Source organism: Streptomyces sp. NPDC018947 (genome assembly GCF_044390505.1).
GTDB lineage: Bacteria > Actinomycetota > Actinomycetes > Streptomycetales > Streptomycetaceae > Streptomyces.
The window spans coordinates 84628-105777 of record NZ_JBIRZD010000005.1; the positions used below are offsets into that span (position 1 = coordinate 84628).

The 21150-nt window shown below is 72.1% G+C and carries 17 protein-coding genes; 10 read left to right on the plus strand and 7 right to left on the minus strand.

Annotation, left to right across the window (positions count from 1 at the left end; all coding sequences use genetic code 11):
* The first annotated feature begins 39 nt into the window (after positions 1-39).
* From ACH499_RS12295 to ACH499_RS12315, 5 genes are all read left to right on the plus strand, one after another.
* Positions 40-798 carry an NUDIX hydrolase gene (locus ACH499_RS12295; protein ID WP_356203242.1) on the plus strand — a complete coding sequence of 253 codons (759 nt, stop codon included), beginning with the start codon at positions 40-42 and terminating at the stop codon, positions 796-798.
* Positions 799-919: 121 nt separating this feature from the next.
* A complete protein-coding gene (locus ACH499_RS12300; protein WP_399015511.1) occupies positions 920-3550 on the plus strand; it encodes an ATP-binding cassette domain-containing protein in 2631 nt (876 codons plus the stop codon).
* A 162-nt stretch (positions 3551-3712) separates the two neighbouring features.
* The gene (whiH, locus tag ACH499_RS12305) at positions 3713-4600 is read left to right on the plus strand and encodes a sporulation transcriptional regulator WhiH (protein ID WP_356203246.1); all 888 of its coding nucleotides are present in this window, start codon (positions 3713-3715) and stop codon (positions 4598-4600) included.
* A 447-nt stretch (positions 4601-5047) separates the two neighbouring features.
* Positions 5048-6580: an RNA polymerase sigma factor gene (locus ACH499_RS12310; RefSeq protein WP_399015258.1), complete on the plus strand. Its 1533-nt coding sequence runs from the start codon at positions 5048-5050 to the stop codon at positions 6578-6580.
* 132 nt (positions 6581-6712) lie between these two features.
* A complete protein-coding gene (locus ACH499_RS12315; protein ID WP_399015260.1) occupies positions 6713-7567 on the plus strand; it encodes a S1 family peptidase in 855 nt (284 codons plus the stop codon).
* A 97-nt stretch (positions 7568-7664) separates the two neighbouring features.
* Here the strand turns inward: ACH499_RS12315 and ACH499_RS12320 are convergent, their stop codons facing one another.
* A complete protein-coding gene (locus ACH499_RS12320) occupies positions 7665-7895 on the minus strand; it encodes a hypothetical protein (protein WP_122618489.1) in 231 nt (76 codons plus the stop codon).
* A 444-nt stretch (positions 7896-8339) separates the two neighbouring features.
* Between ACH499_RS12320 and ACH499_RS12325 the strand changes: the two genes are divergently transcribed.
* From ACH499_RS12325 to ACH499_RS12335, 3 genes are all read left to right on the plus strand, one after another.
* Positions 8340-10463, plus strand: coding sequence for a DNA topoisomerase IV subunit B (locus ACH499_RS12325; protein WP_356203251.1), 2124 nt, complete (start codon positions 8340-8342; stop codon positions 10461-10463).
* A 118-nt stretch (positions 10464-10581) separates the two neighbouring features.
* Positions 10582-11136, plus strand: a complete 555-nt coding sequence (locus tag ACH499_RS12330; RefSeq protein ID WP_399015263.1) for a DUF485 domain-containing protein — start codon at positions 10582-10584, stop codon at positions 11134-11136.
* Positions 11133-12725, plus strand: coding sequence for a cation acetate symporter (locus ACH499_RS12335; protein WP_399015265.1), 1593 nt, complete (start codon positions 11133-11135; stop codon positions 12723-12725). The genes ACH499_RS12330 and ACH499_RS12335 overlap by 4 nt, the downstream gene beginning before the upstream one ends.
* A gap of 21 nt (positions 12726-12746) precedes the next feature.
* Here the strand turns inward: ACH499_RS12335 and ACH499_RS12340 are convergent, their stop codons facing one another.
* The 4 genes from ACH499_RS12340 to ACH499_RS12355 all read right to left on the minus strand — a co-directional run bounded on the left by ACH499_RS12340 (position 12747) and on the right by ACH499_RS12355 (position 17455).
* The gene (locus ACH499_RS12340; protein ID WP_356203256.1) at positions 12747-13427 is read right to left on the minus strand and encodes a response regulator; all 681 of its coding nucleotides are present in this window, start codon (positions 13425-13427) and stop codon (positions 12747-12749) included.
* Positions 13424-15109 carry an ATP-binding protein gene (locus tag ACH499_RS12345; RefSeq protein WP_399015268.1) on the minus strand — a complete coding sequence of 562 codons (1686 nt, stop codon included), beginning with the start codon at positions 15107-15109 and terminating at the stop codon, positions 13424-13426. The genes ACH499_RS12340 and ACH499_RS12345 overlap by 4 nt, the downstream gene beginning before the upstream one ends.
* A 72-nt stretch (positions 15110-15181) precedes the next feature.
* Positions 15182-16123: a sucrase ferredoxin gene (locus ACH499_RS12350; RefSeq protein ID WP_399015270.1), complete on the minus strand. Its 942-nt coding sequence runs from the start codon at positions 16121-16123 to the stop codon at positions 15182-15184.
* 54 nt (positions 16124-16177) lie between these two features.
* Positions 16178-17455 carry a citrate/2-methylcitrate synthase gene (locus ACH499_RS12355; protein WP_399015273.1) on the minus strand — a complete coding sequence of 426 codons (1278 nt, stop codon included), beginning with the start codon at positions 17453-17455 and terminating at the stop codon, positions 16178-16180.
* A gap of 114 nt (positions 17456-17569) precedes the next feature.
* On the opposite strand from ACH499_RS12355, the gene ACH499_RS12360 reads away from it, so the two are divergent.
* Positions 17570-18712 (plus strand): citrate synthase/methylcitrate synthase, encoded by a 1143-nt coding sequence (locus ACH499_RS12360; RefSeq protein WP_399015275.1) that lies wholly within the window; start codon positions 17570-17572, stop codon positions 18710-18712.
* Positions 18713-18867: 155 nt separating this feature from the next.
* Here the strand turns inward: ACH499_RS12360 and ACH499_RS12365 are convergent, their stop codons facing one another.
* Positions 18868-19104, minus strand: coding sequence for a hypothetical protein (locus tag ACH499_RS12365; RefSeq protein ID WP_399015277.1), 237 nt, complete (start codon positions 19102-19104; stop codon positions 18868-18870).
* Between the two features lie 137 nt (positions 19105-19241).
* Positions 19242-19724, minus strand: coding sequence for a DUF6082 family protein (locus tag ACH499_RS12370; RefSeq protein WP_399015278.1), 483 nt, complete (start codon positions 19722-19724; stop codon positions 19242-19244).
* Between the two features lie 316 nt (positions 19725-20040).
* Here ACH499_RS12370 and ACH499_RS12375 point away from each other — a divergent pair, with 316 nt between their 5' ends.
* Positions 20041-21126, plus strand: coding sequence for a CobW family GTP-binding protein (locus tag ACH499_RS12375; RefSeq protein ID WP_399015280.1), 1086 nt, complete (start codon positions 20041-20043; stop codon positions 21124-21126).
* The last annotated feature ends 24 nt before the right edge of the window (positions 21127-21150 follow it).

A 21150-nucleotide genomic window follows, 5' to 3' on the forward strand; every position in this document is an offset into this window, starting at 1 on the left:
AGGAGTGTTTATCGTCAGGCAGACGACTATGATCGCCACATGCCCTACGACCCGTCAGCGTTCCCGCCCTTCGCCGTCACCGTGGACCTGGTCGTGCTGACCGTGCGCCGCCACTCCCTGTGCGCGCTGGCGGTACGCCGGGGTGAGCCGCCCTTCCAGGGCCGCTGGGCCCTCCCCGGCGGTTTCGTGCGGGCCGACGAGGACCTGGCACAGGCGGCGGCGCGAGAGCTGGTCGAGGAGACGGGGCTGCGCGTCCACGACCCCGCCGTACCCGTCCAGGACAACGGCGCCCACCTGGAACAACTGGCGACGTACGGCGACCCGGGCCGGGACCCCCGGATGCGCGTGGTCAGCGTCGCGCACCTCGCCCTCGCCCCCGACCTGCCGGCGCCGCGGGCGGGCGGCGACGCCAGCAACGCGCGCTGGGCACCGGTCGAGGAACTGCTGGAGCAGGCAGGCTACGGCCGGGACGGAGAGCCGGTGGCGCCGCTGGCCTTCGATCACGCCCAGATCCTGGCGGACGGGGTGGAACGGGCCCGGTCCAAGATCGAGTACTCGTCGCTGGCCACCGCGTTCTGCCCGCCCGAGTTCACGGTCGGCGAGCTGCGGCGCGTCTACGAGGCGGTGTGGAGCGTGGCCCTCGATCCGCGCAACTTCCACCGCAAGGTGACGGGCACGCCGGGCTTCCTCGTCCCCACCGGCGGTACGACCACCCGCCAGGGCGGCCGTCCCGCCCAGCTCTTCCGGGCCGGCGGCGCGACGCTCCTCAACCCCCCGATGCTGCGCCCCGAGGTGTGACGCGGCGGGCTCACGGGAGCGCCGAGCGAACGGCACGCGACGGAACCGCGTGATCGACCGCCTGTGCCCGAAAGCTGCGCGATGCCCGAAAAGTGCGAGATTGCGCGCTATCTTGCTGCGGGTGATCCAGGCCTTCGGACTGACCAGCAAACCCCGCAAGGCGCGTTTGCCCGCCGTCGACGACGTCTCCTTCGAGGCCCGCGCCGGCCGCGTCACCGCACTGCTCGGAGCACCGGGCGCGGGCAAGACGACGGTGCTCAGGCTCATGCTCGAACTCCAACACGGCCGTGGCATCACCTACTTCAGGGGCCGCCCCCTGCACCGCGTCGCCCATCCCTCGCGCGAAGTCGGCGTGCTCCTGGGCGATGTGCCGGGGCATCCCGCCCGCACCGTCCTCGGGCACCTGCGGATGCTGTGCGCGGCCGTCGGCGTGCCCGTCCTGCGCGCGGACGACGTCCTGGAGGCGCTCGACCTCACCGGCCTGCGCGACGAACGCATCGGCACCCTGTCGCGCGGCATGGACCGGCGTCTCGGCCTGGCCTGCGCCCTGCTGGCCGACCCGCACACCCTGGTGCTCGACGACCCGGCCGGCACCCTCTCCGCGCGTGACGCCCGTCGGCTGCACGGCGCCTTGCGCGCCCACGCGGAGCAGGGCGGCGCGGTCCTGTTCGCCACGGCCGACCCCAAGGAAGCGGCACGCGCCGCAGACCACGTCGTCACCCTGGAGAAGGGCAGGGTCGTCGCCGACCAGGAGGCCGCGGACTTCTCCCGGACCCGCCTGCGGCCCCGCGTTGCCGTGCGCAGCCCGCACGCGGCCCGGCTCGGCGCCTTCCTCGCCAAGGAGGCACGCGCGGCCCGTCGTTCCGTCGAGGTCGTCCAGGAGAGCGGCAACCGTCTCGCCGTGTACGGCAGTACGTGCGCCGACATCGGCGAGATCGCGTTCCGCCACGGCATCCTCGTGCACCAACTCGCCGACGAGATCGGTGACATGGGGCCGGGTGCGGGTGCGGGTGCGGTGCCAGTGCCGGTAGAGGAGACGGGCCCGGCTGAGCGGGGCGGGGTCGCCGTGCGGGACCAGTACCCCGGCGCGCGCCCCGGGACTGAAACGGCCGCTTCGGCCACGGGAGCGTCGGCCTTGGTCGGTGTCTCTTCGGCTACCGGCTCGGGCTCGTCGGCCACCGAGGCTGCCACTTCGGCCATCGACCAGGCTTCGTCGGCCACGGGCGTCACCTCTTCGGCCATCGACCAGGCTTCGTCGGTCACCGGCGTCGCCTCCGCGCCCACCGGCCAGGGGGCGGGGGCCACAGGCGCCGCTCCTTCAGTAACCGGGCCGGGAGCGTCGGTCAGCGGCGCGCACCCTTCGCCTGCCGACGCGGACGCTTCGACCGCCGGCGGCGGAACCGGCGCCGATCCCGCCGTCACAGGCACGCCTTCCCCGGCCACCACCGGCACCGACCTCTCGGCCACGGGCACGGGTCCTTCAGCGACCGTCACCAGCGATGGCCCATCAGCCGAGGGCGAGGCCTCCGCAGGCGCCGACGACCCGGCCTCCGCGCCCACCAGCGGTGATCCCGCCACCGGCGCAGGCCCATCGCCCGCCGGCACAGCCCCGTCAGCGGCCATCACCACGCCCACCGCCGCCCCCGTGACCACCGACCACGCTCCGGCCGCCCCCCACACCCCCGCCGAAGTCACCGGCCCCGCTCCCGAAACCACCGACCACGACGGCACCCCCGCCCACACCCGGGCCCCCCTCGCCACGCCTGACACCACCACCCCGCCAAGCCCCGCGCAGCACGACCCCGTAGGCACACCGGAGACAGCCACTCCCCACCGCATCCCCGGCCCCGCCGCAGCGCCCCGGCCCACGGACGCCCCGCCCGCCCACCGGACACCGCGTCCGCGCGGCGCGCTCAACCCCGGTGGGGCCGCCCCCGGCCGGACCCCGGCGCCCCTCCCGCCGCCCATCTCCGTCCGCTCGGCGCCGAGCCCCCTTCGCCCGCTCCGGTACGAACTGCGCCGGGCGACCGGGATCAGGACCGGTTTCCTCACCGGGGCGGTCGTCCTGCTCGTCTCCGCCGTGACCGCCGTGATCGCGGCCCGCGTCGGCCACACCCCGCAGCCGCGCCTGCTCGCCGCGTGGCCACGGGAACTGCCGCTGCCGCCCGCGGCACTCGGCGCGGGACTGCTCGGCGCACTCGCCTTCGGCGACGAGTTCCGCCACCCCGCCCTGGCGGCGGACCGCGGCACCGTGCCCCGCAGGCTGGGCCTGCTGACCGCCAAGCTCGTCGTCTCCGCGGCCACCGCGCTGCTGCTGGCCGCCCTCACCGCGGCCTGTGACGCCGGGGTGCTCCATCTGTTCTACGGACAGGAGATCGCGAGGATTCCCGCGGACTGGCCGGTGCTGGGCGCCGGTTGGCTCGGGCTCTGCGTCGGATGCGCCTGGGCCGGTCTGCTCGCCGCGGGGATCTTCCGGTCCACGACGGCGGGGCTCGCGGCGGTGGTCGCCGTCCCGGTCCTCGTCGTACCGCTCGTACAAGAGGTCTGGGAGGGACCGTCCGTACGGTCCGCCGCCGGCCTTCCGGTGCGGCTGCGCGAGGTGCTCCTGACGCTGTGGCCCTTCGGAGGACAGCGTTACCTGGCCGAAGTTCTGCGGGTGATCGCCGAACCCGTGGGGAGCGCACTGACGTTGTCGCTGACCGCTCTGCTCTGCGCCTATCTGCTCATGACCCTGCGCACCAGGGCCCGATGACGGGCCACTGCCCCCTTCCCGTTCGACCGTGTGCGCAACTCCCCGGGGAAAGCCCATTTCTTTCTGATAAGGCGTCAATTGCGACGGGGTGAGCGATCACCCTTTCGTGTGCTTTTCACCAAAGCCCTCAAGGGAGTTGAGGACGGGGCCGACAAAGGATGCGTGAGTACCCTTGCGCACACCATGATGACCGCCGCCCGCTCCGCCGACTCCGGCCTCGCGAACCCGGGCGAACTCGACCGCTACCCCTACGCCGAGGCGCCCGCCGTCGACCGCGTCGGGGCGCCCGCCTGGGAAGGGGCGGAGCCCGAGCTGGGGCGTGTGGGCCGGCGTACCGCGGGCAGCCGCGGGCGCGGACTGCACGGGCAACTCGTCCAGCAGCTCGGCCAGATGATCGTTTCGGGTGACCTGGGCGCCGACCGTCCGCTGGTGCCGGAGGAGATCGGCCAGCGTTTTGAGGTTTCCCGCACCGTCGTCCGTGAATCGCTCCGTGTCCTTGAGGCCAAGGGGCTGGTCAGCGCGCGTCCGAACGTCGGCACGCGCGTGCGCCCCGTCAGTGACTGGAATCTCCTCGACCCCGACATCATCGAATGGCGTGCGTTCGGCCCGCAGCGCGACGATCAGCGCCGCGAGCTGAATGAGCTGCGCTGGACCATCGAACCCCTGGCCGCGCGCCTGGCCGCCGGGCACGGACGCGAGGACGTCCAGCAGCGGCTGTGCGACATGGTCGGGATCATGGGCCATGCCATGACACAGGGGGACGCCCTGACCTTCTCGCGAGCGGACGCCGAGTTCCACACCCTGCTCATCCAGGTCGCGGGCAACCGCATGCTGGACCACCTGTCCGGCATCGTGTCCGCCGCCCTCCAGGTCTCGGGCGGCCCGGTCACCGGCTGTGACCGGCCGAACGACGCGTCGCTGGCGCAGCACGGCCGGATCGTCGACGCCCTGGCCGCCGGTGACGGAGCTGCGGCCGAGGCCGCCATGCGCCAGCTCCTGACCGTCCACCCCGAGGTGGAGCGTGTGGTGCCCGCCCCGCGCGAGCACTGACCGCGTTCCGCCGACACGGCGCGCGACGGCCGGGCCGGACCCCTCCTGTGGCAGTGGCCGTCCCGTGCGCCGCCGCTCGGACCTCGCGGGCCCCGACCGGTCCCGCGAGGTCCGACGGTCTCCGTACTCTTCCGGCGGTGCGATGAGACGCCGAGGACCCGGCGCGGTCTTCGACGTCATCATCGGCGACCTCATTTGTTACCACTTGACCGGTTTTGAATGCTTACGGGGTGTGACTCGGGCCACGCGGAATGGGCGTAACGCTCCTGGGGTCAACGCGATGACCTAAGAGGTGACAGCCGCGGAAGGAATACGGACGCCGTTCACGGCGCTGTGCCTCTCCCCGGCCCCCGCCCGCGCCGTCGGCCCATCCCCAAGCCGGCGGTCGGCTCCTGTCCGTCCCGGACGGGGCCGGAAGCCGTTTTCCAACGTTCCGAGAGGTTGTTCGTGTCGGCCAGCACATCCCGTACGCTCCCGCCGGAGATCGCCGAGTCCGTCTCTGTCATGGCTCTCATTGAGCGGGGAAAGGCTGAGGGGCAGATCGCCGGCGACGACGTGCGTCGGGCCTTCGAAGCTGACCAGATTCCGGCCACTCAGTGGAAGAACGTACTGCGCAGCCTCAACCAGATCCTCGAGGAAGAGGGTGTGACGCTGATGGTCAGTGCCGCAGAGCCCAAGCGCACCCGAAAGAGCGTCGCAGCGAAGAGCCCCGCCAAGCGCACCGCCACCAAGGCGGTCGCGGCGAAGACGGTGACCAGCAGGAAGGCCACCGCCCCCGCCACCGCGGCGGCGCCCGCCACCGACCCCACCGCCGAGGAAGAGTCGACCGTCAAGAAGGCGGCGGCCAAGAAGACGACCGCCAAGAAGGCGGCCACGAAGAAGACCACCGCCAAGAAGACGGCGACGAAGAAGGCCACCTCCAAGAAGGACGACGCCGAGCTTCTCGACGACGAGGCGATCGAGGAGCCGAAGGCGGCCACCGAGGAGCCCGAGGGCACCGAGAACGCCGGCTTCGTGCTCTCCGACGAGGACGAGGACGACGCGCCCGCCCAGCAGGTCGCCGCGGCCGGCGCCACCGCCGACCCGGTCAAGGACTACCTCAAGCAGATCGGCAAGGTCCCCCTGCTCAACGCCGAGCAGGAGGTCGAACTCGCCAAGCGCATCGAGGCGGGCCTGTTCGCCGAGGACAAGCTCGCGAACTCCGACAAGCTCGCCCCGAAGCTCAAGCGCGAGCTGGAGATCATCGCCGAGGACGGCCGCCGCGCCAAGAACCACCTCCTGGAGGCCAACCTCCGGCTCGTGGTCTCCCTGGCCAAGCGCTACACCGGCCGCGGCATGCTCTTCCTGGACCTCATCCAGGAGGGCAACCTCGGTCTGATCCGCGCGGTCGAGAAGTTCGACTACACCAAGGGCTACAAGTTCTCCACGTACGCCACCTGGTGGATCCGTCAGGCGATCACCCGCGCCATGGCCGACCAGGCCCGCACCATCCGTATCCCGGTGCACATGGTCGAGGTCATCAACAAGCTCGCCCGCGTGCAGCGCCAGATGCTCCAGGACCTGGGCCGCGAGCCCACCCCGGAGGAGCTGGCCAAGGAACTCGACATGACCCCGGAGAAGGTCATCGAGGTCCAGAAGTACGGCCGCGAGCCCATCTCGCTGCACACCCCGCTCGGCGAGGACGGCGACAGCGAGTTCGGTGACCTCATCGAGGACTCCGAGGCGGTCGTCCCGGCCGACGCCGTCAGCTTCACGCTGCTGCAGGAGCAGCTCCACTCCGTCCTGGACACCCTGTCCGAGCGCGAGGCGGGCGTCGTCTCCATGCGGTTCGGTCTCACCGACGGTCAGCCGAAGACCCTCGACGAGATCGGCAAGGTGTACGGCGTCACGCGTGAGCGCATCCGCCAGATCGAGTCCAAGACGATGTCGAAGCTGCGCCACCCGTCCCGCTCGCAGGTCCTGCGCGACTACCTCGACTAGTCGCGGGCGTACGACCGCAAGGCCCGGTTTCCCCGCACGGGGGGCCGGGCCTTCGTGTGGGCCAGCGGGTGCGAGGTACGACGGGCTGGATCACTCTGGGTGTTCCCTGTCCACCCTCAGTGAGGAGTCCGTATGCGTCGCCTCTTTGCCCGGGCCCTGGCCGGGCCGCTGGTCCTGGCGGCCGCGGCGACCGCGATACCGCTGGTGTCCGCCGCCCCCGCCTACGCCGACAGCATCGTCGTCGGGGGTTTCCCCGTCGACGTGTCCGACAGTCCGTGGACCGTGGCCCTGTCCAGCCGTGACCGGTTCGGAGGTACGCGCGCGGGACAGTTCTGCGGGGGCGTGGCCGTCGGCCGCACCACCGTGCTCACGGCGGCCCACTGCCTGGCGAAAGAGGTGCTGGGCTCCCCGCCCGAGAAGGTGTCCGACCTCAAGGTCATCGCGGGGCGCACCGACCTGCTCTCCGACGAGGGAGCCGAGATCCCGGTGCGGGACGTCTGGGTGAACCCCGCGTACGACGACGCCACCAACGCCGGCGACTTCGCCGTCCTCACCCTCTCGCGGGCCCTCCCGGCCGGCTCGACCATAGGCATGGCGGCCGAGGGGGACCCGGCGTACACCCCGGAGACCGGGGCGTTCGTCTACGGCTGGGGGGACATCTCGGGGGCCGGGGACTACGCCAACGGTCTGCGGGCGTCACGTGTGCGTGTTCTGCCCGACGCGGAGTGTGAACGGGCGTATCCCGGAGGCGGTGACGGAACGTACCTCGCCGGCAGCATGATGTGCGCCGGGGAGGAGACGGGCGGGCGGGACGCCTGCCAGGGGGACAGCGGAGGGCCGCTGGTCGCCCAGGGGCGGCTGATCGGGCTCGTGTCCTGGGGGAGCGGCTGCGGGCGGCCCGGCAGTCCGGGGGTCTACACGCGCGTCTCCGCCGCTCTGCGGGCCCTCGGCTGGGAGACGGCCGCGCACCGGCCCCACGGCGCCTGACGCGCTCCACGGGCACAGCACGGGCGGCCGCCTCCGGTGGAGGCGGCCGCCCGTTTGTCGGCCTGTGCCGGGTTCGCTCGTCGTCGGGCGCGTAGGGTCAGCGCTCTTCCTCGGGGGAAGAGGCCGGAACAGCGGTCAGCCGCTCCGTCTCGTCCTGTATCTCAGCGGCGATCTTCTTGAGTTCCGGCTCGAACTTGCGACCGTGGTGGGCGCAGAAGAGCAGTTCTCCGCCGCTCAGCAGGACGACGCGCAGGTATGCCTGGGCGCCGCAGCGGTCGCAGCGATCGGCGGCCGTCAGCGGGCTCGCGGAAGTCAGAACAGTAGTCACGTCGCCTCTTCTCTAGCTCGACGAGCTGTCGTACCAGGGTCAACATCCAACCAGCCCCAAAACGTTCCCGCTCGTGGCTTTTCCTCGAAAAAATTTCTTCCGAGTGGCCGGCTGTTGCCGGTTGGCGGCGAATGTGCCGTATTGCGTGTCTCTGTGTCGTACGGGTTCGCGCAGTCGGTCGGTGGTCGGTCCCACCCGGCTGGGTTGCCGGTTTGTTCATGAGGACGTGCCCGGAGCCTAAATGGTTCATGCCTCGAAGGGAACGTGATGTGTACTTCACTCCATCGAGGGATCGAACACGCATGCGACAGTGGACTAGGGTGAGTTCTCGACGAGGGTGGCGTTACAACGGCTCTACCAGGCCTCGGTACCCTCTGACCGGTGAACCGAGCCGCGCCTTTACCCAGCGGGGCCCCATCTGAAATTCAGCGAGGAGCGAACCGCGTGACCGCCGATACGTCCGTGCCGTCCACTGCGCTGCTGGCAGGAGCAGACCGGGACGGATCCAACTACACCGCGCGGCACCTGCTCGTCCTCGAGGGGCTCGAGGCCGTGCGCAAGCGTCCGGGCATGTACATCGGATCGACCGACAGCCGTGGTCTGATGCACTGCCTCTGGGAGATCATCGACAACTCCGTCGACGAGGCCCTCGGCGGCTACTGCGACCACATCGAGGTGATCCTCCACGACGACGCCTCGGTGGAGGTCCGTGACAACGGCCGGGGCATCCCGGTCGACATCGAGCCCAAGTCCGGCCTGTCCGGCGTAGAGGTCGTCATGACCAAGCTGCACGCCGGCGGCAAGTTCGGCGGCGGCTCCTACGCCGCCTCGGGCGGTCTGCACGGCGTCGGCGCCTCCGTGGTGAACGCCCTGTCCAGCCGGCTGGACGTCGAGGTGGACCGCGGAGGGCACACGCACGCCATCAGCTTCCGGCGCGGCGTCCCCGGCGCGTTCACGGGCGCGGGGCCGGATGCCAAGTTCGAGCCCAAGAGCGGACTGCGCAAGGCCAAGAAGATCCCCAAGACCCGCTCCGGCACGCGCACGCGCTACTGGGCGGACCGGCAGATCTTCCTCAAGGACGCGAAGCTGTCCCTGGAGACCCTGCACCAGCGCGCCCGCCAGACCGCGTTCCTGGTGCCCGGACTGACGATCGTCGTCCGCGACGAGTTCGGCCTCGGTGACGGCGGCAGCAAGGGTGAGGAATCCTTCCGCTTCGACGGCGGCATCAGCGAGTTCTGCGAGTTCCTGGCCGGCGACAGGCCCGTCTGCGACGTGTTGCGCTTCACCGGTCAGGGCACCTTCAAGGAGACCGTCCCGGTCCTCGACGAGTACGGGCAGATGACCCCCACCGAGGTCACCCGCGAGCTCGGGGTCGACGTCGCCATGCGCTGGGGCACCGGGTACGACACCACGGTCAAGTCCTTCGTCAACATCATCGCCACGCCCAAGGGCGGTACCCACGTCGCCGGCTTCGAGCAGGCGGTCGCCCGGACGATGAACGAGGTGCTGCGCGCCAAGAAGCTGCTGCGCGTCGCCGAGGACGACATCGTCAAGGACGACGCCCTGGAGGGGCTGACGGCGGTCGTGACCGTCCGCCTCGCCGAGCCGCAGTTCGAGGGGCAGACGAAGGAGGTCCTCGGCACCTCGGCGGCCCGCCGCATCGTGAACAACGTGATCAGCAAGGAACTCAAGGCGTTCCTGACCTCGACCAAGCGCGACGCCGCCCAGCAGGCCCGCGTGGTCATGGAGAAGGCCGTCGCCGCCGCGCGTACGCGCATCGCCGCCCGCCAGCACAAGGACGCCCAGCGTCGCAAGACGGCCCTGGAGTCCTCGTCGCTGCCCGCGAAGCTCGCCGACTGCCGCAGCGACGACGTCGACCGCAGCGAGCTGTTCATCGTCGAGGGCGACTCCGCGCTGGGCACGGCGAAGCTCGCCCGGAACTCCGAGTTCCAGGCGCTGCTGCCGATCCGCGGCAAGATCCTCAACGTCCAGAAGTCGTCCGTGTCGGACATGCTGAAGAACGCCGAGTGCGGCGCGATCATCCAGGTCATAGGAGCCGGCTCGGGCCGCACCTTCGACATCGACACGGCCCGCTACGGCAAGATCATCATGATGACCGACGCCGATGTGGACGGCTCCCACATCCGGACGCTGCTCCTGACGCTGTTCCACCGCTACATGCGGCCCATGGTCGAGGCCGGCCGGGTCTTCGCCGCGGTGCCGCCCCTGCACCGCATCGAACTCGTCCAGCCGAAGAAGGGCCAGGACAAGTACGTCTACACGTACTCGGACCGCGAACTGCGCGACAAGCTCCTGGAGTTCCAGACCAAGGGTGTCCGGTACAAGGACTCCATCCAGCGGTACAAGGGCCTCGGTGAGATGGACGCCGACCAACTGGCCGAGACCACCATGGACCCGCGGCGCCGCACCCTGCGCCGGATCAACCTGACCGACCTGGAGTCCGCCGAGCAGGTCTTCGATCTGCTCATGGGCAACGACGTCGCCCCCCGCAAGGAGTTCATCTCCAACTCGGCGGCGACGCTGGACCGGTCGCGCATCGACGCGTAGCGGCGGGTCCCCGCGGCGACGGGAAGATCCACGCCCCACCGGCGAGGCGGTCACCTGATGGGGTGAAGCGGGCGGGGAAGAAGAGTCGCGGATCTTCCCGTTCTGTCCATCCTTGGGCATGCAGTCAAGCAATGATCGCTCCCGCCTCGCCGGGGACGGTCCCGGCGGAGCGGCCGGCCACCGCGAGGTCCGGGACCGTGCCGGTGCCGAGACGCCGGGGTACGACGACCCCTGGTACGACGCCCTCGCTTCCGGCTGGGGCGAGCCGGCGGGCCCGGAAGGCCATGTGGCACCGGTGCCGCGGGCGCGCCGGGAAGCGACGGGACCGGCACCCCGGGGCGCGGCCGAGGTGTACCTGGAGGTACAGCGCAGCGCGGCCTTCCAGGAAGTCCGCAGCCGCTACCGGAGGTTCGTGGTGCCGGCGGTGGCCGCATTCCTGGTCTGGTACCTCGCCTACGTGGTGACCGCCACGGCGGCGCCCGGGCTGATGGCCCGCCCGGTCGCCGGATCCGTGAACGTGGCGATGCTCGCGGGGCTCGGTCAGTTCCTCACCACGTTCCTGCTCACCTGGGCGTACGCGCGTCACGCGCGGCTGCGCAGGGACCGGGCCGCGCTCGAACTGCGCTGGGACACCCAGGAACTGACCCGCGGCGTCAGGGGCGGTGCCTCATGACGGGCGATCACCAGACGTTGGCCCTGCTGCTGTTCAGCACCTTCGTCGCCGTCACCCTGGGCATCACGACGTGGGTCAGCCGCAACCGCCACGGCTCCGCCGAGGAGTTCTACGCGGGCGGCCGCCTGTTCTCCCCGATGGAGAACGGTTTCGCCATCGCGGGTGACTACATGTCGGCCGCGTCCTTCCTGGGGATCTCGGGCCTCATCGCGCTCTACGGCTACGACGGCATGCTGTACTCGGTCGGCTTCCTGGTCGCCTGGCTCGTCGTGCTGTTCCTGGTCGCCGAACTCGTGCGCAACTGCGGACGGTTCACCCTCGCCGACGTCGTGGCCGCGCGCATGAGGGAACGCCCGGTGCGGATCGCGGCGGGAACCTCCTCGGTCACCGTGTCCGTTCTTTATCTGGTGGCGCAGATGGTGGGCGCGGGCAGCCTGGTCGCGCTGCTGCTCGGGGGCACCGGCGACGCGGCGCGGACCTGGACCGTCGTCGCCGTCGGCGCGCTCATGGTGATCTATGTGTCGCTGGGCGGGATGCGGGCCACCACCTGGATCCAGATCGTGAAGGCGGTCCTGCTGCTCGGCGGCACGGTGGCGCTGACCGCGCTCGTCCTGATGCGCTTCCACGGCGACATCGACCGGCTGCTGCGCACGGCGGCCGACCGCAGCGGCCACGGCGAGTCGTTCCTCGCGCCCGGACTGGCGTACGGCGGGGACTGGACCTCCCGCTTCGACTTCATCAGCCTCGGCCTCGCCCTGGTGCTGGGCACGGCCGGGCTGCCGCACATCCTGTCCCGCTTCTACACCGTGCCCACCGCCCGCGCGGCCCGGCGGTCGGTCGTCTGGTCGATCGGCCTCATCGGCGGCTTCTACCTGATGACGATCGTCCTCGGCTTCGGCGCGGCCGCCGTGGTCGGACCGGAGGCCGTCAGAGCGTCGAACGCGGCGGGCAACACCGCGGTGCCGCTGCTCGCGCTCGACCTCGGAGGCGGCGCGGATTCCACCGGGGGCACGGTGCTGTTCGCGGTCGTCGCCGCCGTCGCCTTCGCCACCATCCTCGCGGTGGTCGCCGGCATCACCCTGGCCTCCTCGGCCTCCGTGGCCCACGACCTGTACGCGTCCCTGCGCCGCCGTGGCAGCGAGCCGCGCAGCGAGGTCGCCGTGGCGCGCGTCGCCGCCGTCGGGATCGGCGCCGTCGCGATCGCGCTGAGCCTGCTCGCCCGCGACCTCAACGTCGCCTTCCTGGTGGGACTGGCCTTCGCCGTCGCCGCGTCCGCCAACCTGCCGGTGCTGCTCTACTCGCTCTTCTGGCGCCGCTTCACCACCCGGGGCGCCGTGTGGGCCGTGTACGGCGGGCTGATCCCGGCCGTCGTGCTGGTGCTGCTGTCGCCCGTGGTGTCGGGCAGCTCGCAGTCGCTGTTCCCGGACGTCGACTTCCAGCTGTTCCCGCTGCAGAACCCCGGGCTCGTGTCGATCCCGCTGGGCTTCGTCGCGGGCTGGCTCGGCACGGTCACCTCCCGGGAGGCCCCGGACGAGGCCAGGCACGCCGAGACGGAGGTGCGGTCGCTCACGGGCGCGGGCGCCGTGTAGGCAACGGCGGCTCGGCGCTTCTCAGGCGCGGGTCGCCCACTCGTAGCGGTGCTCCGGACGGCCGGCGTCGCCGTACTTGAGGGTCAGCCGGGCCCGTCCCGTACGCTCCAGGAGCTTCAGGTAGCGCTGCGCGGTCTGGCGGCTCACGCCGGTCCGCTCCGCGATCTCCTGGGCGGAGAGCGGCCCGTCCGCCTTCATCAGGCACTGGCGCACCAGCTCCGCGGTGGTGGGGGAGTGCCCTTTGGGCAGCCCCGGCTCCGACGGCGCCGACAGGGCGCCGAAGATCCGGTCCACCTCGGCCTGCTCCGCCTCACCGCCGCCGTCGAGTGTGCGCCGCAGTTCCGCGTACGCCGCCAGCTTGGCGCGCAGGCCCGTGAAGGCGAACGGCTTGACCAGGTACTGCAGGGCTCCCTGGCGCATCGCGGCCTGGACGGTCGACACGTCCCGCGCCGCCGTCACCATGATCACGTCGGTCTGGTGACCGCGTCGCCGCATCTCCTGGACGACCTCCAGACCGGTCCGGTCGGGCAGGTAGTGGTCCAGCAGGATCAGGTCCACGCGGGGCAGGGTCTCCAGGCCTCGCAGCGCTTCCGCCGCGCTGTGCGCCTCGCCGGCCACGTGGAAGCCCGGCACCTTCTCGACGTAGGCGGCGTTGACCTGCGCGACCCGCGTGTCGTCGTCCACGACCAGGACCTCGATCATCGGGACTCCTCCTCGGAGACGGTACTGACGACGCCGGTGTCCGGGGCGGAGGCGAGGGCGGGCCGCCGGTCCGTCCCGGCCAGTGCCTCGGGCAGCACGACGACGAACTCCGCGCCCCCGCCGTGCGCCGCGCCGACGGTGGCGCTGCCCCCCTGCCGCTCCGCGAACCTGCGCACCAGGGACAGCCCGATGCCGCGCTGGCGGTGCGCCGGAGGTTCCTTCGTGGACCACCCTTCCGTGAACACCAGCTCGCGGTGGTCCGCCGGGATGCCCGGCCCGTTGTCGCGCACCGACAGCGTCACCGCGCGGCCCTCCGCGCGCAGCTCGACCTCCACGCGCGCGTGAGGTGCGCCCGCGACGGCGTCCAGCGCGTTGTCGACCAGGTTGCCGACGACCGTGACGAGGCTCCGGGGGTCGACCAGGCGGTCCGGCAGCCGCGTCCGGTCCGACACCCACAGGGTCACACCGCGTTCGGCGGCGACGGTCGCCTTGCCGACCAGCAGCGCGGCCAGCAGCGGGTCCCGGACCCGTTCGGTGATCTGCTCCGCGGTGGCCCGGTGGTCGCCGACCACCTCGCCGACGAACTCCACGGCGTCGTCGTACATCTCCAGCTCCAGCAGCCCCAGCAGCGTGTGCATGCGGTTGGCGTGCTCGTGGTCCTGCGCGCGCAGGGCGTCGATCAGGCCGCGCGTCGAGTCCAGCTCCCGGCCGAGCTGGTCCAGCTCGGTGCGGTCGCGCAGGGTGGCGACGGCGCCGCCGTCGCCGGTGGGCATCCGGTTGGCGACCAGGACCCGCTGGCCGCGCACCGTCAGCAGGTCGGTGCCGGTGACCCGGCCGGCCAGGACGTCGGCGCTGCGGCCCGCCCCGAGCGCCTCGTCGGGGGAGCGGCCCACGGCCTCGCCGCCGATGCCCAGCAGGCGCTGCGCCTCGTCGTTGAGCAGCCGGATCCGGCCGTCGCGGTCCAGGGCGACGACGCCCTCCCGGATGCCGTGCAGCATCGCCTCGCGCTCCGCGAGCAGCCCCGCGATGTCGGAGAAGGCCAGGTCCCGGGTCTGCCGCTGGACCCGGCGCGAGATCAGCCAGGCGGCCAGCGCGCCCACGGCCAGGGCGCCCCCGGCGTAGGCGAGCAGGCCGGGGATGGCGTGGATCAGCCGGGCCCGGACGCTGTCGTACGCGATGCCGACCGAGACCGCCCCCACGACGTCCCCGTCGGCGTCGCGCAACGGCACCTTGCCGCGCGCGGAACGCCCCAGGGTGCCGTCGTCGATCTCCATGACCTCCCGGCCGGCCAGGGCCTGCCCGGGGTCGGTGGACACGACCGAGCCGATCCGCGCCGGGTCGGGGTGGGACCAGCGCACGCCGTGGCGGTCCATCACGACGACGTACTCCGCCTTGGTCGCCTCCCGGATCCGCTCCGCCTCCCGCTGCACCGGGCCGCCCGGCGTCGGCGGGGTGCCGCGCAGGTCCCGGACGATCTGGGGCTGCTGCGCGGTGGTCTGCGCGATGGCGAGGGCGCGGCGCATCGCCTGGTCGTCGAGCTGGTTACCGAGCGGCGCCAGGAACAGCCCGGTGGCGAGCACCGCGACTCCCGCGGCGATCGCGAGCTGCATCAGCAGCACCTGCGAGAACACCCGCCGAGGCAGGCCGAGGCGCAGACGCCGTACGGGGGGAGTGGAGCTCATATCCATGACGGTACGTGGGGGCGCAGCGGGGCGCGGCCGGGTGTGGCGCGGATCTCGCGCGGCGGGGGAACCTCAGCTCGCCAGCGCCGTCACCGCGAGTTCCCGCACCGCCGTGACGTCCATCCGGGCCGGCGAGCCGAGCACCGATGTCCCGCAGCTCTCCGGGCGGGCGGGCAGCGACGCCCCCTGGACGACGGTCACCCTCCAGTGCCGCCCGTCGACGTGGGCCACGGTCACCTCCCAGCGCGGTGCGCAGCCGTCCGTGCCGACGACGCTCAGCACCTGCGCGGCGTCCTCGCCGAGCGCCGCACGCACGGCGAGTTCGGCGGCCTGCCCGGGCCGCTCCCACGCCGAGTTGCCGCGGCAGTCGTCCACCACGATCCGGCCCTCCCGCACGCCCTCGACGATCGCCTCGACGTCATGGGCCCGGACCCGGCCGTAGGCGTACCCGTACGGCAGGACGAGCATCGTCGGCGAGAAGCGGTGCCCTCCGAGGTGGGTGACCTCCCAGACGCCCTCGGTTCCACGGGCGTCGAGTTCCGCGGCCAGGGGCCGGCCGAGGAGCGCGCAGCACCGGTCGCGCTTGCCGTTGGTGCACACGAGGACGAGCGGACCGCCCGTGTGTGACCCGCCGGACAGCGCCGTGTCGAACGAGCGGCTGTCGCCCCTGCCGAGCGCGGCGAAGTCGAGGTCCGTCAGCCGCCGGGGGTCCGTGATCGTGGCGGCGTGCAGCCATACGTTCCCGGGCGTCGTGTGCGCCGCGTACACCCGGCGTTCCGTGACGGTGCCGGCGTCCGCGTGGCGTCCGGGGCGGCGGATGAGCGCGATGCGGACGCCCGTGCCCTTGGCGGCGGCCTCCAGGGCGCGGCCCAGCGCGGGGTCCAGATGGCTCGACGTGAGCGCCTTGGCGCCCCACGGGCCCGGCTGTTCGAGCAGCAGCCAGGTCCGCGCGACGGGGGCCGTTCCCGAAACGGGTTCGTCGAGTTCCCGGGAGGCGGTTGAGCACGTACTCACAGAGGTGAGCCTAACCTGAGTTGGGCGGCGATGACGTCCAGCCGCGCCCTCGGGCTACTCCGGGAGCGGCTGCGGCGGCCTCGGACCCGAGTAGAGACCGCTGGGGCGCATCCGCAGCGGACGCTCCCCGTACTCCTCCAGCGCGTGCGCGATCCAGCCCGCCGTCCGGGCCACCGCGAAGATCGTCTCGCCGGCTGTCGAGGCCATGCCGGAGGAGGCGGTGAACACGGCGAGCGCCAGGTCGACGTTGGCGTGCAGGGGGGTGTGGCGGGCGGTGGTGGCCACGATGTCGCGGGCCGCCGCGAGGGCGGACGCGGCTTCGGGAAGACCCTCCAGGAGAGCGAACAGCGCCCGCGCGCGTGGATCCTCGCCCCGGTAGAGCCGGTGGCCGAGTCCCGGGATCCGGCGGCCGGCCCGCAGTTCCTCGGCGACCACCGGTGCCGCGCTGCCCCGGTCGAGCACCTCCAGCAGCATCCGGTGGGCGAGTCCGCCGGCCGCTCCGTGCAGCGGGCCCTCGATCACCCCGAGCCCGGCGGAGACGGCGGCGTACGGGTGCGCACGGGCCGACGCGGCGACCCGCACCGCGAGCGTCGAGGCGGCCAGGTCGTGGTCGACGAGCAGGGAGAGCGCCGTGTCGAGGACGCGCAGCGACGCCTCGTCGGCGGGACGCCCGCTGAGCCGCGTCCACAGCCGGTGGGCGAGCGGACCGTCTCCGGGGTCGCCGCGCAGCACGGGCGGCAGCGCGGCGACCAGGGTGGGGATGAGGACCCGCGCGGTGCCCAGCACGGCGTCCTCGGACAGGTCGAAGCGGAGCGGGTCGGCGGCCGCGGCGGCGACGACGGCGACACGCAGCCGGTCGGCGGGGCCGGCGTGCTCGGGCAGGGAGTCCACGGCCCGCCGGGCGACGGCCGCGTAGGCCTCGGGCGCGGTGAACGAGGCGCCGGGGCGCATCCGCCCGGTCCACAGCCACTCGGCGACCTCCTCGTAGCTGTGGCGCGCGGCGAGCTCCACGGCGTCGACGCCCCGGTAGTAGTACCGGTCCTGGTCGATGAGCGTGATGCGCGTGCGCACGGAGAGCTCCTGGCCGGAGGCGGGGGCCGCCGAGACGCCGGTGCCGCCGTCGCGGCGGTTGCGCCTGCCGAGGGTCCGTACCTCCTCGGCGTCGAAGGTGCTGCCCCGGCCCCCAGGCGCGCGCCGGCTGCTGAGCTGTCCGCGGCTGACGTACGCGTACACGGTCTCGGGTTTCACGCCCAGCAGCTCGGCGGCCTCCCGCGTGGTCAGACGCCGTTCGGTGCCGGGGTCGGTGGGGAGGCCGGGCTCTTGATCGCGCATGGGGGTCACCGTATCGATCCTCGGGGCCGGGATGGCGGGCCATGTTGATTCAATCAATATTGACAGGTTGATGGTCAAGTGCGGACAGTTGTATCAACTACAGGAGGTCGCATCATGTCTGTCAATGTGCCGCGAGGACTCGCCGGTGTCGTGGTCGCCGACACCGAGGTCGGAGACGTCAGAGGGCTTGAGGGCTTCTACCACTACCGCCAGTACTCGGCCGTGGAACTGGCACGGACGCGGGGCTTCGAGGACGTCTGGCACCTCCTGGTCCACGGCGAACTGCCGGCCGCGCGGCGGGGGGCCGCCTTCGCCGCCGAGACCGCCGCGCTGCGCCGGCTGCCCGACGAGGTGCGGACGGCGCTGCCCGCGGTCGCGGCGGCCGGCGGACGCTCCGGGCCGCTCGCCGGGATGCGCACGGCGCTGTCCCTGCTGGGCGCGGCCAGGGGTTTCCGGCCGGTGTACGACGCGGACGCCGACGAGCGCCGCCGGGACACCCTCGCGGCGGCCGCGGCGGTGCCGACGCTGCTCACCGCGCTGCACCGGCTGGGGCGGGGGCTGGAGCCCGTGGAGCCCCGCGAGGATCTGCCGTACGCGGCGAACTACCTGTACATGCTGACCGGCACCGAGCCGGACGAGCGGCGGACGCGGGCGATCGAGCAGTACTTGATCTCCACCATTGATCACGGCTTCAACGCGTCAACCTTCACCGCGCGGGTCATCGCCTCCACGGGCGCGGACGTGGCGGCGTGTCTCACCGGCGCCGTGGCGGCTCTGTCCGGGCCACTGCACGGAGGGGCGCCGAGCCGGGCGCTCGACACCCTGGACGCGATCGGCACACGCGAGCGCATTGATCCCTGGATCCGGGAACGCGTGCTCGCCGGCGACCGCATCATGGGCTTCGGCCACGCGGTCTACCGGACCGAGGACCCCCGCTCCCGGCTGCTGCGTGAGGTGGCGCGGGAATTCGGCGGCCCGCGGGTGGAGTTCGCCGTCGAGGTGGAGCGGCAGGTCGAGGCCATCCTCGCCGAGCTGAAACCCGGGCGGGAACTGCACACCAACGTCGAGTTCTACGCGGGCGTGGTCATGGAACTGTGCGGTCTGCCGCGGGAGATGTTCACTCCGACGTTCGCCGCGGCACGGGTCGTGGGCTGGAGCGCGAACATCCTGGAGCAGGCCGAGGACTCGAAGATCATCCGGCCGGCGGCGCGGTACGTGGGGCCGGGAGCGCCGGTCAGTGTGCCCGTGGCCGGCTGAGCGGTGAGCGTGTGACGGTGCGACGCGCCGGGCCTGGTGCCGTTCGGGCGCCAGGCCATGGGCGGGGCGTCGAGCAGGGACGGGGTGCCCGGTTGCTCGCCGGTGCGGCGTCCGGCGCGGGGAGGTGGGTGCGGCCGGAGACGGAGGGGACGGGATCAGGCGTCGGGGATGTCGGCCTTGGCCCGGATCAGGGTTTCCCTGCTGATGACCACGATGCGTTCGTAGTCCGCGCGGGAGGCGTCGGCGGGCAGCTCACGCTCCAGCGCCTCGGTGGCCTCCGTGCCGATGACGGCGAAATTGCCGTCGCTCAGTTCGAAGAGGTCCGGGCAGCTCGCTCCGGAAGTACTACCGCGCAAGCTGGGAGGCACACCGATGCGGCGCACGATTTTCAAGGGGTACCTGTCCTTACACGTGGGGCAAAACGTGCTCCGCACGTTACTGGGACCAGTGAGCCTGGTGTGGCTGCAGGGCCGAATGACACTCGCTGGAATCGACGTCATTACCTGATCGGCTTTCGCCGCCGGTGGTGTCAGACCGCCGGGGGAGTGCCCACCACCCACCACACCTCCGAGTCCGCCTCGTCCAGGTCCCTGACGAGCCCGTCCACCATGCGTCCGATGCGTGACTCGGGAGATGCCGCGTTGAACGACGCGCGGTGCTCCCTCGACGCCTCCCAGTACTCCCGCATCACCGGAGCATGGAAGACCTCCCGCAGGCGTCCGAACAGTTCCTCCTGATCCAGAAGGCCGGCGAGGTGAAGATGGTAAAGGCTCACATACCACGCGTTCGCATAGAAGAACTGCCGGCGCCGCTCGGCCGGAATGCTCTTGTCGTACGTGTCGATGACCTCCGCCAGGGACGGGTCGTCGAGCGCCCTCGTCAGCAGCTCCCAGTGCATCCGCTGCTCCAGTTGTCGCGCGTACAGGCGCGCCAGCGTCATCCCTGCCGTGGCGAGCAGCATCCCCGCTGCCGCGGGGCCGAACCTCCCCACGACGTTCTTCCGTGTGGCCATGTCAACCCCCGAATCAGGCGACGGCCGCCGGTCGTCGAGTGCGGGTCGGCTGACGGGGACCGGCGAGCGATGGGCGGCGCTTGCCGCCTCCAGGGTGCCGAGCGGCGCTGACCGGCGGGGAGGCGGAGAGAAGGCGCACGGAGGGAAGCGAGGGTCGCACGGTCCGGCGCCATGTCCAACGTCTGCCCCGCCAGTGCTGCTAACAATCGTTCACTTCGCCCGGACTCCACCTGCTCGTATCCTGAGCGGGCAGTTCCGTTCCCGCCGGTACGCCCCGCCGCGGACCGGCGTACGCACAGGAGAGAGAGGTCGCACGGTGGGCCAGAGCCCCGATTCCCGGCAGATCCCGGTCGTCGTACTCGCCGGATTCCTCGGCTCGGGGAAGACCACCCTGCTCAACCACCTCCTGCACCGCAGCGGAGGCAGCCGCATCGGCGCCGTCGTCAACGACTTCGGCTCCATCGAGATCGACGCCATGGCCGTCGCCGGCGCGCTCGGCGACTCCACCGTCTCGCTCGGCAACGGATGCCTGTGCTGCGCCGTCGACCCCGGCGAGCTCGACGGATACCTGGAACGGCTCGCCCGGCCCGAGACCGGCATCGACGTCATCGTCATCGAGGCCAGCGGACTGGCCGAGCCGCAGGAACTCGTACGCATGCTGCTCGCCAGCGAACAGCGGGAGATCGTCTACGGCGGCCTCGTCGAGGTCGTGGACGCCGCCGAGTTCGACGCCACGCGTGCCAGGCACCCGGAGATCGACCGGCACCTGGCGCTGGCCGACCTCGTCGTCGTCAACAAGACCGACCGGATCCCGGACGCCGACCGCGTCCTCGCCCTGGTCCACTCCCTGACCGACCGCGCGGCCGTGGTCCCCGCGACCTGGGGCCGCGTCGACCCGGAGTTCCTGTTCGACTGCCGGCCCGGTGAGGAGCGCATCGGGCAGCTCTCCTTCGACGACCTGTACGACCACTCGCCGGACGACACGCACGGCGGGCATCTGCACAGCGCCTACGACAGCGTGTCCTTCGTCTCCGACGTGCCGCTCGACCCGCGCCGGCTGATGCGGTTCCTGGACAGCCGGCCCGAGGGCCTCTACCGGATCAAGGGCCACGTCGACTTCGGGCCGCACGACACCCGGAACCGCTACGGCGTGCACGCCGTCGGACGCTTCCTGCGCTTCTACCCGCAGCCCTGGCCGTCCGCGGACGCCCGCCTCACCCAGCTCGTCCTGATCGGCGCGGGCATCGACGCCCCCGCGCTCCGCAAGGAACTCGACGGCTGCCGCAGCGACGTCCCGCACGCCGACGAGCACGCCATGTGGGGCGTCCTGCGCTACGTACCGGACCCCGAGGACGGTGACCCGGCGGAGCCGAGCGGCGAGGAAACGCCGCTCACCTCCTGAGCCTCCGCCGGAACCCGTCCCGCC

Excerpts from the sequence above, each read along its gene's own strand:
- ACH499_RS12295 (WP_356203242.1), top strand. The coding sequence starts at position 40 with ATGCCCTACGACCCGTCAGCGTTCCCGCCCTTCGCCGTCACCGTGGAC.
- ACH499_RS12315 (WP_399015260.1), top strand. The coding sequence starts at position 6,713 with ATGCGTCGCCTCTTTGCCCGGGCCCTGGCCGGGCCGCTGGTCCTGGCG.
- ACH499_RS12330 (WP_399015263.1), top strand. The coding sequence starts at position 10,582 with ATGCAGTCAAGCAATGATCGCTCCCGCCTCGCCGGGGACGGTCCCGGC.
- ACH499_RS12335 (WP_399015265.1), top strand. The coding sequence starts at position 11,133 with ATGACGGGCGATCACCAGACGTTGGCCCTGCTGCTGTTCAGCACCTTC.
- ACH499_RS12340 (WP_356203256.1), bottom strand. The coding sequence starts at position 13,427 with ATGATCGAGGTCCTGGTCGTGGACGACGACACGCGGGTCGCGCAGGTC.
- ACH499_RS12345 (WP_399015268.1), bottom strand. The coding sequence starts at position 15,109 with ATGAGCTCCACTCCCCCCGTACGGCGTCTGCGCCTCGGCCTGCCTCGG.
- ACH499_RS12355 (WP_399015273.1), bottom strand. The coding sequence starts at position 17,455 with ATGCGCGATCAAGAGCCCGGCCTCCCCACCGACCCCGGCACCGAACGG.
- ACH499_RS12360 (WP_399015275.1), top strand. The coding sequence starts at position 17,570 with ATGTCTGTCAATGTGCCGCGAGGACTCGCCGGTGTCGTGGTCGCCGAC.
- ACH499_RS12370 (WP_399015278.1), bottom strand. The coding sequence starts at position 19,724 with ATGGCCACACGGAAGAACGTCGTGGGGAGGTTCGGCCCCGCGGCAGCG.